The following is a 14,766-nucleotide window of genomic DNA, read 5'->3' as shown; positions in this document are numbered from 1 at the left end:
AAGTAAAGGGTCTGTCACCTACCACGATCTCGTTGTTTCTGTACCCTTTACTATAAGAAGTCATTCGATTTACTTCTTCGTTAATAATCCTGTAATATTCAGATGAAGATTCCCAACTCATCCCACCAATTAATCCGATTGTTTTCATGATAACCTCCCGCATTTTCTGGCTTTTGTTCATATCCATGCACGTAGCTAAAAAATCGATCCTAAAAAAGCACCTATGCAATTTAAGGCTCCCTATCAGTGTCATAGCTACTAATCTTTTAATCTATAATACAATTGTTGTTAGTTTCCGCTTTGATTTTTTTTATAAGCAATGGAATTTCGGCTAAGTCCTCAACTATGTAATCTGTATCAACTTGATTTAAGTGTAGATCTTTCTTCCAAATCCCCTTCATCCCAGCATTTTCGGCTGCGTATACGTCATTTTCTGGATGGTCTCCGATAAAGATGCTTTCATTCGGCGATACATTGAGTTTCTTTAAAGCTCTTTCAAATATTTTTGGGTCTGGTTTTTTTATACCTTCCCATTCAGATACTAAAATTACGTCAAAGTACTCCCTAATGCCTAGAGCCTCTATATTATCCATTTGGAAACGCCCGTAACCATTTGTGATGATCCCTAATAGAAGTTTGCTCCTTTTTAACTCTTCCAACATCTGAGTTAAATTAGCAAAAGGAACACAACTATTCTTAAACTCGTTAATGTAGTCTTGAAGCAGTTCTTCCCACGTTAGTCGATCAATTTTAAATTCATGAACGATTTGTTGATATACTTTGTCTTTCCAAACATACCCTCTATTGTCTAACTCAATAAATCTTGTCACATACTTTTCTTTAGGAATATGTCCTACCTGTTGCTTTAATCTATCGTATTGCCTGCTGATAAAAATTTTGACTGACTCATCTCGATTTAATAAGGTTCCATCTAAATCAAATATAGCCACTTTAATCACTTTTAACCAACTCTCTTCTACCTTTGTTAGCAAAACAATACCTATTATTATTAAAAATTATAACATCATTTACCATCTAATCGTTTATCAAGAAAAACCGTCACTCTTTGTGAAGGTGTTTCAGCTGAGCTGACCACCCTTTTCCTTTAACTTAATTGTTCACCCATTCCTAGACTACCGATTGTTTCCTTTATTTCCTTCTATCATATCTCTATACTGAAATGGACTATATAACGTAAAGGAGTTTGTAAAATTGATACATAAAATAGATTTAGATGCTAAGAACCTGCACGGATCCTTTAGCAAGGATTATAAGCCTATTTTAACGGTGAATTCTGGTGATACTATTCAGTTAAAGACCCTTGATATTCAATGGGGATATTCGGAATCAGAAGGTAAAGAAAGGGAGATTTTTCAGTCTAGAGAAAACGAGAATAAACCAGGACATCCCATTTTTGGTCCGATCGCGATTGATGGAGCAAAGCCAGGAATGGTATTAGAGGTGCGGGTAAATGATCTTGTGCCCGGTTGGTATGGACGAAATTGGGCAGGGGGAAATCCGAGTTGGCAAAATGAGAAATTAGATTTAGTCGATAGTGAAAGAATTCAATTGGATTGGAAATTGAACCGTGCGACAATGACTGGCAGCTGTCAAATTGGCAATCGAGATTTCCATGTTGGCCTTTCCCCATTTATGGGCTTAATGGGTGTAGCCCCTGCTGAACCTGGCATACATCCCACTGCGCCGCCACGTTATTGCGGTGGAAACATTGACTGTAAAGAATTAGTCAGAGGCAGTAGTCTATTTTTACCGATTGCCGTAGAAGGAGCGCTTTTTTCCATTGGGGATGGGCACGCTTTACAAGGAGATGGTGAGAGTTCTGGTACGGCGATCGAATGTCCAATGGATTTAGTCGATATTACCTTAATTGTACATGAGGATTTAGAGTACAAGATGCCGAGGGCAAATACTCCTTCAGGATGGATTACGTTTGGATTTAATGAAGACTTAAATGAAGCAACAGCAGTAGCCCTAGACGAAATGGTTCTGCTCATACAGGAGATGCATAGTATTACCAAAGCGGAAGCTCTTGCCCTCGCTAGTGTTGCTGTAGATTTACGCATAACACAAGTCGTTAATGGGGTCAAAGGCGTTCATGCAATTTTACCGTATGGAGTTATTCGTTAAGTAAATAGAAACAAATGTGTGCTAGGCAACATCTGATCATGCAACGATTATACGTCCACCCCATCATAAGATTTGGGTGGACGTATTTTCTTTTATATACATTTATAAATTTCTATTTTCAACGATATAACTATAAAACTAGACCTATACACTGAATCTCTTTTGTTATTAATGACGATTTACAATTCAGCGAGTCCTTTGAACAGTTCAACCGCCGTTTCGATGATCTCATCCCGGAAATCATATTGTACGGTATGGATATGAGGATAGTCGTCCCCATTTCCGATGTAGCAGATGGCACCCTTTGTGTCTTTTAAATAATGGCCGAAATCCTCGGACGCGCGAAATGCTTCTTTCATCTCAACTAGTTGAAATCCTTTTTCTATACAGACTTTTCGTATCTTGTCCGAACTTGATTTGTGATTAACCGTTTCTGGAAAAGTGTCATTATATGAAAAACTTGTTTTCAGTCCGTATTGTTCTGCTAGAGAAAGAGAAAGTTTTTCAAGACTCTTTTGAAGCCCCACCAATTCTTCTTCATAAAATGCACGGATGGTTAATAACAATTCTCCCTTACTCGCCGATACGCCAAACGCTCTTTCCCCAATATCCACCTGAACCACGGTGCAAAGTACCATCCCTTTATTCTTCTTTGCCGCTGTAAACTCGGGAATGGAATCAATGATCTTTGCGATTGCAAAAGCCGGATTGATTCCATCTTCTGGTTGACTTGCATGTGCTGGAGCTCCTTCCATACGAATCGTCATTCCTTTTGATGCACAGTGAGCAGTCCCATCAATTACATAAACAGATTTGAATGCCATACCGCTCATATTATGATAGGCAAAAATTTCATCAATATTATGTTCCTTTATAAACGAGACACACTGAGCTGCACCATCCCCTGTTTCCTCAGCATGTTGAAACAAGAAATAAATGTTTTTGTCAGCACCTTTCTGATCGACCTCAAGAGCAAAACCAGCCAAACAAGCAGCATGACCATCATGTCCACATTTATGAGAAACACCTCGGATCTTTGAAGCATGGGGGATTTCAATCGTCTCATCGATAGGTAGAGCATCAAAATCAGCACGGAACGCAATGTTCTTTTTACCTTCACCTGCCCTATAAATTGCATAAAACCATTGACCCTTATCTACAATTTCTAGTTGGGTGTGTTTTTTTAGAAAATCAATTAAATGCTGTTTCGTCCAAACTTCTTGATTAGAAAGTTCAGGATGTTGATGTAATTCATGACGTAACTTTTTAATTAACGCTAGATTTATCTTTTCCACGAATCTCTTCCTTTATTTTTAAGATTGTTTTTGTTGAAGGGAAGATGCATCTTGCCCGTAGTTTTATCTTGTCTATCCTTCTCATCTAAATTTCAAATCCGATGACATACCTATTATTTTTTTATATTAAATACTCCTCCACTATCTATCTACAACTCTATAAAAACCGTGCTTCTCCCAAATCTTTAAATCTCACTTTAATCTCTATGTAATCATATTGTAATACTATTTATTTTATTCTCTCATAAGCATAGAGTTGTAGAGTTACATAAGAGCTCACAAAAAAACATAATTACTAGGAGGAGAACTATGAAAAAACTAATTTTCTTAATAACATTGCTGGCCGCTCTATTTTTTGCTGCACCAGTTTTTGCTTATACAGTTGAAAAAGGTGACACAATGACGAAAATTGCACAGGAACATGGCTTAACCTTAAAAGAATTAGCAGCGGCTAACCCGCAAGTTAAAAACTTAGATCGGATCTATGTCGGTGAGCAGATACATATAGATAAACGTAAAAACAACTTCAACCCACCAACTCAAACCAGTAACTTTACTAACGTAAGTCGTAGTAAAGGGCCAAGCAACGGCAATACAGAAGCAAAAGAAACCTACTCTAACAAACTAAAACTCACGGAAGCTGAACTTGATTTATTGGCAAGAATTGTACGAGCTGAAGCCCAAACCGAACCTTTTGAAGGCAAAGTAGCAGTCGCCGATGTTGTTTTAAATCGCTTAGAAAGCTCTCAATTTCCGAATACAATAAGAGAAGTGATTTATCAACCTAGACAATTCCAACCTGTAGCGAATGGTCAAGTGAACAAACCCGCTGATCAAGAATCCATCAAAGCAGTACAAGCTGCCTTATCCGACATGAGAAATATCGCACAAGGTTCATTATTCTTCTACAACCCAGACATTGCGACTAGTCGTTGGCTAGATACAAGAGAAACAACCATTGTGATTGGACAACATGTATTTAAAAATTAAACCCTTTGATTTTATTTTTACAGGACCATAGTCTCTTTCACTTTATCATAATCCTGTGATGCTATGAGGATAATCACTATGACATGAAAGCCTATTTTTAAAAAATAAGGCCTCTCATTCCCTCAAACACCAATCAGACAGCGTTTAAAGGAAAATAAGGGCCCAGGAACTGCAAAAGTCAAAAACCCACTTTCAACTAATTTGTCGAGTCTCGTGGCACCACCTTAAGTACAACACGATCCATTACTATAAATATGAATTCAAATAAACGTAAAGTTTTAGCAACAACATGCCGCAAGACTAGCAGATGACCTAATAAACGTCACAAAGAAGAAGTAACCATCCTATCCACTGGGTAAAGTGGAGGCGGTTACTTCTTCTTTTAAATTGGTGAAAAGTGCAAGAATCGCTACAATAGCTGACCAGTTTAGTAATGAAACATACATATTAATACGAGAGATAGTCATGTTAAAATAGCTTGGATGAGATTTATAACAATGAAAATACTCATCAATGTTACAATATTGCTAAAATACTTAATCTAGGACTTATAGTCTAAAAATTTTTCAAAAGCGCTTCTCTCAATATGGAAGAAATAGAGATCCGATATTATGAGCTGCCTATTTCATTGGTTTAATTTATTTGTTGCTACTTTTCTACACCTAAACTTTCTTTTGCCATTTGTTCATATTCTTTTAAACCCGATGATTCCGCAAACTCGGCAATATCAATGGCAGAAGTTGCTTGCATTTCAATGATATGCTCTTTCATGAGTGGCCATGTGACTCCACCTGCTGTTTCATAGGCGGCAATAATCTGTTCTAACGCTTGTACACCGAAGATCATATAAAGTCCAACAAAATCTTTTGAAACATCTGTTACAGCCACTTCTGTCCAATCAATTAATCCGGTCACTTCGGATCGTTCATTGATCAAAGTATGTCCGGCATGAACATCACCATGAATGAGCCCGGTATGCTTCGGCCACATGCTGTCATTGTCTACCCAAGCTTCCCACCTTGCCCATAACGTATCACTAACACCGTACTTTTCTTTTACTCCGGTCATTCGTTTTTTCATTTCGACTCTCGCTTCATCCGAAGTCTGTACTTTGAAACCAGGAATATTCAATAACTCTTCAGGTACGTGATGCAGCTCTGCTAATACCTCACCAAGCGATTTGAGATAGCTTTCCGGAACATGATTTTGATTGAACTCCCAAATATAATCTTGAATTGCCGGATCCACGGTTCCCGCTGGTCTACCTGATAGTTGCTTATAGGCAATGAAGTCTTCTGTATATACCGACCATACTGGTACTTCAAACGAAACATGACGACTCACGACATCCAACACTTTCTTTTCTACAGCCGTTTTCACCATCGAATCTTCTCTCCTCGGTAACCTCAAAATCCATTGAACCCCTTCTTGATCGACAACATGAACCACTTGAAAGTCCAAGCCAGACTCGTTGATTTTTACAGAACTCTCCTCTAGTAAAATTCCATTTCTATATGCCATTTCTTTGATCTCTTTAATTTTTTTATTCATCATTAAACCCCTACTTTCTAAAATTTAAATTGTTGCTCTTCCAAGTGAATCACAACATCAGCGCCACGATCAATGAACATTCAATCGTGAGACAAATAACTTTTCACCAGTGTTTCCCAAAATAAAAAACCACAGGACAGCTGCCTGTGGTTTTGAGTAAACGGATAGATAACTAATTTATGCATCTTACGTACAGTCGTTTGGCCAAATAACCCACCTTCTTCTACAGAAGAAGGGCAGACTAATGGCCAATAACCTCATTTATTTTATACTTTTCCCGTTCAGCAGCATTAGAAAAACTCGGCTATCGCCAAGACCCGGCGAAACCTTAGAGTTTTTCTTTACCTATCCTATAAGGGAGTTTTATTTTCTAAAGTATAAAAAAGAAAGGCAGAACGAATCCGCCTTTCAACATAAAGCAAATATTTATGCAAAATGAAGATTATTAAAAAAGGATAGACTGATCCCGTCTACTCTGCCTACACAAGCAGAGCCTTTGAACATATGAAATTACTTGCTCAAAGCACGGAACCGAATTCTAGATGGTAACATTTTTTAATAATCCTCCTTAAACTTTAAAATAAATTACTTACAAAATTCTAATGCTAGATTGTGATGATGTCAATAGGACATCACGATTTGTCCTGCGATTGTAGGTTAATTCGATTTCTATTTAAATTATTTAGAGATGGCTCAGGATCCACTTGGATTAACTCATCATTCATATTCATATAATCCGCATGTTTTTGTTTCCCGACAGACTTGTATCTAATATGAACTTCTTCTAAAAATTCAGACATCTCTTCTTCTGGAGACGACTGTTTCATGCCAGATAACCATGTCTCGAGTCTATGCGTTCCTCTTTCAACGATTTGACAAAGATCTTCAAGGGATCGGACCAACTCACTTAAACAATCCAATCCATTTCTCAATATAACAATCCCTTTTTCTTTTGCGCTTTCAACAGAGTGTTCCATCCTGTACGTGCAATCCTTATATTGAAATTCAATATAGCAACTGCTGCGATTCCAATTGAAATTGTAATGGGAATCATCAATTTTTAACCGTCTCATAACGGCTATTAGCCTTCTTTCACACATTTCTTGTTCATTATGGAACATCTTTTTGAACATACCTTTCACCTTCCTTTAGCGATTTTTTTACATCCTTTTATCCTTATATCAATGATTTCTACAAAATCGACAAAAACCCTGTTAGAATTTTTTGTTTCTTTTAAATTTTCAAAATACAAATGAATGAAAGGAGCTCGACACATAGGGAAAAACTACCCCTTCTCATAAATTAGTGGAAAAGGAAAAGGAGCTTTTTCATAAATATTGTAAAAAAGTAGGATCGAACTACTCGCTAGAAGTTAAAAGGTTATGATGAAAATGACTAAATTGTACCGTTTTCTAATGCCATTGTTGGTATGTATTTGATTGTTCTTTTACGTTGCGGCTAGTGAAAGTGACTTAATATGAAATAACTTCACTATGTGCTTATAAATGATTATTAGTGAGGTATCCTAACAACTGCTAGTTTACATATAAGGGAGTGCAACTATGAACATTCAACGATACGAATTACAAAAATTAGATAAACCACATGAGGAGTTCGCACTGGTTGTACACCTTGATGACCAACTAACCGAATTTGCTAATGAACTAGGAACAAAACCTCAATCCGAAAAAAATTTAAGAACGATTGCGCTTAATATCGTATACGCAAAATATCCAGGCATTAAGGTAACAGTCGTTAAAGTAATGGTTGGAGGAATGCTCGCAACCTCTCTTCCACTGTTAACCAATACCCAAAATGTGTCAGGTCAAACGTCTACGGATTCCTCACAGTCTACTCAAAATACATCCATTTATTATCAGGTCGCCCCTGGTGATACACTTTGGATGCTATCAAGAATGTATGGTACAACCGTAGATAACATTAGAATCGTAAACCATTTAAAATCAGATCAATTACTTCCAAATCAGCGGTTAATTATTCCAAAAGCTCTTCATACGGTAAGATCCGGTGATTACTTATCGGTCCTAGCAAGAGATTACAATACATCTATAGTTGCTATACGGGAAGCGAACAGCTTATCGAATGATAACATTCGGATTGGACAAACGTTAATTATTCCAGTTGTAATAAATGGTGCACAGCTAGCACAACCAACTCAACCTAGTATGCAACCACCTCCTACTCCACAATCATCAACACAGCCTCGCACCTATACGGTAATTGCTGGGGATAGTTTATCGGTGATCGCCCAACGTTACGGCACATCTGTTGATGGCATACGTTCAGCAAATCAATTATCTTCAGATGTCATACGAGTAGGACAAACTTTAGTCATTCCGACAAGTCCCGGATCAACTTTTTCCCCAAAAATACAAACCATTGATTCGGTTTACACGGTCGTAGCTGGTGATAGCTTGTCCGTCATCGCTCAACGATTCGGTACATCTGTTAATGACTTGCGGACAGCGAATCAGTTAACTTCCGATGTCCTTCGTGTTGGACAGCGGCTAGTGATTCCTGGTGGGAATACGAATCTTACACCACCTTCACAATCGACCGTTACACTTCAAACAGCTACGGCAACGGTCCAACAAGGATCCACTTACACCGTCGTTGCTGGTGATAACCTGTCTGTGATTGCCCAACGGTTCGGCACTACTGTCAATGCCTTGCGGACAGCGAATCAGTTAACTTCCGATGTCCTCCGGATTGGGCAACGATTAGTGATACCTAATACCAATACGAACCTAACAGCTCCTTCACAATCGACCGTTACACCAGTAACAGCACCAACTCAACAACGCTCCACTTACATGGTCGTAGCTGGTGATAACTTGTCTGTGATTGCCCAACGGTTTGGCACTACTGTTAATGCCTTGCGTACAGCGAATCAGTTAACTTCCGATGTCCTCCGGATTGGGCAAACGTTAACGATCCCAACGACATCAACTTCAAGCCCGTCTCCTGCAGCAACTGGTACAACTCATACAGTTGTATCAGGTGATAACTTGTCGTCCATCGCGAATCGTTATCGAACAACGGTAAATGCTTTACGCACCGCTAACAATCTGCGAACGGATGTACTACAAATCGGGCAAATTTTAACCATACCAAATGGAACAAGTTCGACAGCACCAACAAATGCGGTTCAAAATGGATCAACTGCTCCTGTAACGATAAGGAATATTAACCATACGGTACGTTCAGGGGATAATATGTGGAATATAAGTACACAATATGGCGTGCCTTATAATGATTTACTTAGACATAACAATATGACAGCACAGAGTACATTACGAATTGGACAAGTAATCCAAGTACCTCAATTCCAGGTACCTGTTAGGCCAGTTGTCTCAGCAAGACATGGTGAAGTGTTAGATTGGTGGACTGAAGCAAGGTATGTGTTCTCAACTGGAAAAGTTGCAACAATAACAGACTTTCAAACAGGAAGACAATTTCAAGTAAGGCATACAATGGGTGGAAATCATGCAGACAGTGAACCTCTAACCTCAAGGGATGCTCAAATCATGCGGGAAATCTGGGGTGGCAGTTATTCATGGACACCGAGAGCTATAATTGTAGAGGTAGACGGAAGGCGTCTAGCAGCAGCTATGCACTCCATGCCGCATGGAGATCAAAGCATTCGTAATAACAACTATAATGGACATTTTTGTATCCATTTCCTAAATAGTCAAAGACACAGTGACGGCCAAGTTCAAGCTTCCATGCAAAGGCAAATCGAGATTGCTGCTGGTAGGGCGATTAGATAATCATTCATTACCAAAGGAGCTAGTTATTAGCTCCTTTTTCATTGATTCCTTAAAACGACGACACTCTACTTATGGCAAGACCCATCGTTACGCAGGTTTATCCCATTTGCAGTTATAAATCAAAAAAAGGAACCGATTGTTAAAATCGATTCCAAGAATACATTTCATATCTATTTTATATAAACTAACCAAAAAGCTCTCGTTATTAAAGATAGTATGGTTTATCCTTAAGTTACCTTGATTACAACCTTAGTTGACCGTTTAAATAGAAACAACAGCTTCCTTTATAGGGGTATTTCCAGTTACTATTTGAAATTGCTTCCCAATCGTTGTGTCATTTTCTAAAGTTGCAACAATGACGCTTGCTACGTCCTCTCTTGGAATTTCGCCTCTATCCACTTCTGATGCGGCATTTACTTTTCCTGTACCTTGATTATTCGTTAGCAAGCCGGGATGGATGATCGTATAGTCCAAATCTGTACGCTTTAACCATTCATCGGCGTAATGCTTGGCAGCCACATAAGGTGCAAATGACGGTGGTGCGGATAAAATGGCTTCACGTCTCGTATCAAATGAACTAATCATAATAAAACGCTTCACCCCAGCAACTTTAGCGGCCTCAATCGTTTTCACTGCGCCATCCAAATCGACCATAATCGTTTTGTCTTTCCCTGTATGTGCCCCTGACCCTGCTGTAAATACAATCGCATCCACTCCCTCAGCAGCTTTTGCAATCGACTCGATATCCTGTTCAAGGTCAACCACTACAGTTTCCGCACCCAACTTTTCAAAAAACGCCGCTTGTTCCTGATTACGGATCATTGCCTTTGCTTTGAAGCTATCGCTATTTTGCATTAATGTTACAAGATGTTTTCCAATCTGGCCATTCGCGCCAACAACAAGAACTTTCATGCTCTCCACCCCTTCTAAGAAAAATAATGAATCCAACCTAATATGAATTCTGTAGGTCAATCGTAAATCAAAACGGAGTCCAATGTCTAGAAACCAGCTTACATCATATCTTTCTCCCGGTGACAGGCACTTCTCCTGCATGATAAAATAGTTCATAGAACTCTGACTAGGAGGGATGAGTAATGTGGAAGTGGATTGTGATTACACTTGTTATCATTGGTAGTTTAGGATATTGGGGGTATAATTTTTTTGTTAGCAAAGCCTCTGAAGTATTAGTGGAACAAATTACAAATGATATTTTAAACGATGAGGAAGAATACAATAAACTCATTAACGACCCGCACATACAAAATCTAATCAATGAAATAGATACAAATGAGACTGCGAACAACTTACCTTTTGATACAAAAGAAGATGCAATGAAGACCATTTTAAGAGAATTCTCTACGAGTGAGATTAATGAAGTGAAAGATCAAGCTCTTCGCGGAAACGTAAATACCCTTGATGTTCTGAATCGATTACAAGAACGTCTATCTCCTGAAGAAGTGGCAGCCATTCAGGTCATCCTAGCAAAAGAACTTCAAAGTCAATAAAGACCGCGTAATACTGTAAAACTTTTTCTATGGGGGTTTTCTTGAGCGAAAGCGAATTAATTAATGAATGAACCATATGACATCGGAAATCTAACATTAATTCGACGACCCACTTCGCTAAACACTCAAATGGTGTTTTAATCAAAATAAGGGGCTCAGGAGTCCGCGAAGACTCCTGAGCCCCTATCTCAATATTAATAGACAATTATTATTGAGGATTAATTACTAATTCCACTCTACGGTTTTGTGATCGACCGTCTTTATCTTCATTTGAAGCGATTGGTTTCGTTTCACCATATCCTTCTACTTTATATTCTAAATGATTTGTATGACCATTTTCTAAAATATAACTCATAACTGCCGATGCTCTTTCTTTAGATAAGTTTAAATTATAAGCAGGATCTCCTAGACTATCCGTATGCCCTCTAATTTCAATGACTGTCCCAGCTTCTAGCGTGGCGAGTGTTTCTAAAAGACGATTTAATACTTCTTTAGCTTCAGACTTCAATTCACTTTTATCGAAATCAAACAACATCTCATCTGAAACGGTCATCATCGTTTCTTCTTTGTCTGTCGTTAAAAAGATATCTTCTGGCACTTCTAAAACAGGGGTTTCTGGATATAAGACTAACTCTACACTGTTCGTACCATTAGGCCGCTGTACAACAAAGTCACCTTCTACGTGTTCAAAATTCTCTCCGTATACATTTATGAGTTGTGTTGTCAGTTTTGACCTTTCTGTATCTGTAGTGTAGATCTGTAAAAAACCGTCTTTACTTAACGTGTTATATCGAACCATAAAATCAAAACTACCATCTGGATTGACGAATGCATAAGGTCGTATGATTTGATTTTGTGACATATGATGCCTTTCTGAAGACCAATATTCAGCTGAAAGTCTTGTTCCTTCAATAAGATTTGAACGACCAGTTACGTAAAGGTATCGATGGTCATTTGTTACTTCGGCCTCCATCCATACTTTTTTATCGCCGTAATCTTCTGGTTTCTCTCCTCGTATAGGTGCGTTAAACGAGTATTCTCTTACATCATCTTGCAGGAATACTACCGCTTCAATTCTTGCTTCCTTAATCATATCGCCATCATACGATTCTTCATTATAGATGAGCGGCCCTTCTAATTTTGAATTAAATTCACCAAAATGCTCCTGTATATGGTCTTGCTGATTGGCTGGTAAAATAATAATTAGCCTTAAGCTATCATACCTTCCTGGCCTAAGTTCAGCACGGAAGTTTCCATTCTCATCTACCGTTACCTGTTCATCTAATGGGACCTGGGTATTTGTACGTTGAATCGTTTCTGCTGATAAACGAATCACTGCACCACGTATAATGTTACTGCTTCCCTCAACAACTATATGGTCGCCTTCAATAAACGCAGTTGCATCCACTAACAATCAGCAGTAAAACAAGTCCTGCTAAAAATATATGTATCTGGATAGGTGTTCGTTTCATTCTCCTTCTCCTTCCTCCTGTACAACTTTTGACATTATTATTAAGTAAAAAGATAGATATAACCTATGATCATCCTCACAGCGAATAATTAAGCTTCATTAGAACCTCACAAATCTTGGAAGTTATTTTCCGTTTTATATATTAACACATTCATAGTCATGAGCATGTTTATCTATAATTTCAAAATAGTTCTATTGTCTTGAATGAAAATACCTAAAATAAACATTTTAATACTTATTTTTATAAATAAAGAAGAAATTATGATATAAGTTCTAGAAATTCAAAAGTATAGTAAAATACTAACAAAATACGATTTTATACAAGTTGTGACTCATTACTTCCAGAAAAAAGATCCTTCCTTCTATCACTTTTAGGTAAAATTACCTTTTTAATCATCATTTTTCGATGTGTGGGTTTTATCCCCAGAATTTAGGTTCTTACTTTACTTTTTAATGAAGTATAAAAAGATTTTCTATTTCTAAACTCTTTAAACCTGTACAGATTACACCAAATCATTGGCTGATCAAGATCTTCCTTTTTGCTTATTACGTGTAATTTAAAATAGTGTGATGAACATAATCTGTCGCCATGATCATCATTATTTATATTCATCAAGCTAAGCGGCACTGAGAAGCCCTAATTGTGACAAATCAATAGTTCTATGATCGTAACGGTACTGAAAGGCCCTTATCTAGCAAAAATACGATGATTTTTACGTGTTTCATAGTCAATAACGACCTCTCAGTGCCGCAAACACCTCTCAAATGGCGTTTTAATGAAAATAAGGGCCTCAGGAGTCCACAAAGACTTTATCAACCCTGTCTGAACGTCAAAAGACTATATTCGTAATGCTTCATCCGTCTGGCGAATCGAAAGAAGCAAGAGAGCTCTCTCTTGCTTCTTAGCACCTTCATTAATTTAATGATTAAGCAAATACTTCGCTTGTCTTCATTAAGTTGTTTCTTGCTTCGATATATTCCTGATGAAGTTTATCAACAAACTCTCCCGCACTTGTCACTTCGTTAATCACACCAATTCCTTGACCTGCCCCCCAAATATCCTTCCAAGCCTTTGCTGAACCGTCTCCAAAATTCATAGTGGATGGGTCACTTTCAGGAAGGTTTTCAGGATCTAAGCCCGCTGCACGAATCGATGGAGCAAGATAGTTACCATGAACTCCTGTAAATAAATTGCTAAGCACAATATCATCAGACGTGGACTCAACGATAGCTTGCTTGTATTCCTCTGCTGCTCGTGCTTCATGAGTAGCGATAAATGGTGTACCGATATAGGCAAAATCGGCACCCATCGCTTGAGCCGCTAATATCGACTTCCCATTAGCAATAGAACCTGCTAACGCTAATGGACCATCAAACCACTGACGAATTTCTTGAACTAAAGCGAATGGACTCTTGCTTCCAGCATGTCCACCTGCCCCTGAAGCAACGGCAATTAAACCATCGGCTCCCTTTTCAATTGCCTTGTGGGCAAACTTATTATTAATGACGTCATGTAACACAATTCCACCATAGCTATGAGCGGCTACATTCACATCTTCACGGGCACCTAGAGAAGTGATTATAATTGGGACTTTGTATTTCGCACAAAGCTCCATATCCTGCTCAAGTCGGTCATTTGATTTGTGTACAATTTGGTTAATGGCAAATGGTGCTGCTGGACGATCTGGATTTTTCGCATTGTAATCAGCTAGTGTCTCCGTGATCTCGGCTAACCATTCATCTAGTTGCGAGGCTGGTCTAGCATTAAGGGCAGGCATAGAGCCCACAATTCCCGCCTTACATTGTTCAATCACAAGCTTTGGATTACTGATGATAAACATTGGTGATCCAATAACAGGAATTCTTAAAGATTTCATGACAGATGGAATGTTTGACATTTTAACTTCCTCCAATTTCTAAAAGATATTTAGTGAAAATAAATAGATCATTGGGAATAAGAAAAGAATCAAGATGCCTTTATGAAAATAGAAAACGTTTTCAATAAACCCTCATAC

At 38.2% G+C, this 14,766-nt stretch carries 11 protein-coding genes and 1 pseudogene; 4 read left to right on the top strand and 8 right to left on the bottom strand.

Annotated features, from left to right (window positions below):
* Nucleotides 1-70: 70 nt before the first annotated feature.
* Both AC2VNP_RS21885 and AC2VNP_RS21880 read right to left on the bottom strand, forming a co-directional pair.
* Nucleotides 71-148, bottom strand: a pseudogene (locus AC2VNP_RS21885) (aspartate racemase); the annotation flags it as partial.
* 118 nt (nucleotides 149-266) lie between these two features.
* Nucleotides 267-959 carry an HAD family hydrolase gene (locus AC2VNP_RS21880; protein WP_486919573.1) on the bottom strand — a complete coding sequence of 231 codons (693 nt, stop codon included), beginning with the start codon at nucleotides 957-959 and terminating at the stop codon, nucleotides 267-269.
* A gap of 253 nt (nucleotides 960-1,212) precedes the next feature.
* Here AC2VNP_RS21880 and AC2VNP_RS21875 point away from each other — a divergent pair, with 253 nt between their 5' ends.
* The gene (locus AC2VNP_RS21875; protein WP_486919489.1) at nucleotides 1,213-2,148 is read left to right on the top strand and encodes an acetamidase/formamidase family protein; all 936 of its coding nucleotides are present in this window, start codon (nucleotides 1,213-1,215) and stop codon (nucleotides 2,146-2,148) included.
* A 179-nt stretch (nucleotides 2,149-2,327) separates the two neighbouring features.
* Here AC2VNP_RS21875 and AC2VNP_RS21870 read toward each other — a convergent pair whose 3' ends face one another.
* The gene (locus AC2VNP_RS21870) at nucleotides 2,328-3,443 is read right to left on the bottom strand and encodes a M20 metallopeptidase family protein (RefSeq protein ID WP_486919487.1); all 1,116 of its coding nucleotides are present in this window, start codon (nucleotides 3,441-3,443) and stop codon (nucleotides 2,328-2,330) included.
* Between the two features lie 309 nt (nucleotides 3,444-3,752).
* On the opposite strand from AC2VNP_RS21870, the gene AC2VNP_RS21865 reads away from it, so the two are divergent.
* A complete protein-coding gene (locus tag AC2VNP_RS21865) occupies nucleotides 3,753-4,433 on the top strand; it encodes a cell wall hydrolase (RefSeq protein ID WP_486919486.1) in 681 nt (226 codons plus the stop codon).
* A gap of 648 nt (nucleotides 4,434-5,081) precedes the next feature.
* Here AC2VNP_RS21865 and AC2VNP_RS21860 read toward each other — a convergent pair.
* Both AC2VNP_RS21860 and AC2VNP_RS21855 read right to left on the bottom strand, forming a co-directional pair.
* Complete coding sequence (locus AC2VNP_RS21860) at nucleotides 5,082-5,984, bottom strand: macrolide 2'-phosphotransferase (protein ID WP_486919571.1); 903 nt, start codon at nucleotides 5,982-5,984, stop codon at nucleotides 5,082-5,084.
* A 632-nt stretch (nucleotides 5,985-6,616) separates the two neighbouring features.
* On the bottom strand, nucleotides 6,617-7,117 hold the full coding sequence (locus AC2VNP_RS21855) for a hypothetical protein (protein ID WP_486919485.1): 501 nt from the start codon (nucleotides 7,115-7,117) through the stop codon (nucleotides 6,617-6,619).
* 429 nt (nucleotides 7,118-7,546) lie between these two features.
* Between AC2VNP_RS21855 and AC2VNP_RS21850 the strand changes: the two genes are divergently transcribed.
* A complete protein-coding gene (locus AC2VNP_RS21850) occupies nucleotides 7,547-9,775 on the top strand; it encodes a LysM peptidoglycan-binding domain-containing protein (RefSeq protein WP_486919483.1) in 2,229 nt (742 codons plus the stop codon).
* Between the two features lie 261 nt (nucleotides 9,776-10,036).
* On the opposite strand, the gene AC2VNP_RS21845 is transcribed toward AC2VNP_RS21850, so the two are convergent.
* Nucleotides 10,037-10,687, bottom strand: a complete 651-nt coding sequence (locus AC2VNP_RS21845; protein ID WP_486919481.1) for an SDR family oxidoreductase — start codon at nucleotides 10,685-10,687, stop codon at nucleotides 10,037-10,039.
* Nucleotides 10,688-10,869: 182 nt separating this feature from the next.
* On the opposite strand from AC2VNP_RS21845, the gene AC2VNP_RS21840 reads away from it, so the two are divergent.
* Nucleotides 10,870-11,280 (top strand): hypothetical protein, encoded by a 411-nt coding sequence (locus AC2VNP_RS21840; protein WP_486919479.1) that lies wholly within the window; start codon nucleotides 10,870-10,872, stop codon nucleotides 11,278-11,280.
* A 208-nt stretch (nucleotides 11,281-11,488) separates the two neighbouring features.
* Here AC2VNP_RS21840 and AC2VNP_RS21835 read toward each other — a convergent pair whose 3' ends face one another.
* A complete protein-coding gene (locus tag AC2VNP_RS21835; RefSeq protein ID WP_486919478.1) occupies nucleotides 11,489-12,688 on the bottom strand; it encodes an OmpA family protein in 1,200 nt (399 codons plus the stop codon).
* A gap of 989 nt (nucleotides 12,689-13,677) precedes the next feature.
* Nucleotides 13,678-14,649: an NAD(P)H-dependent flavin oxidoreductase gene (locus tag AC2VNP_RS21830; RefSeq protein WP_486919477.1), complete on the bottom strand. Its 972-nt coding sequence runs from the start codon at nucleotides 14,647-14,649 to the stop codon at nucleotides 13,678-13,680.
* Nucleotides 14,650-14,766: the final 117 nt, after the last annotated feature.

It is taken from the genome of Alkalihalobacterium sp. TH-98 (assembly GCF_057473385.1).
This window is presented reverse-complemented; position numbering and strand designations above follow the sequence as displayed.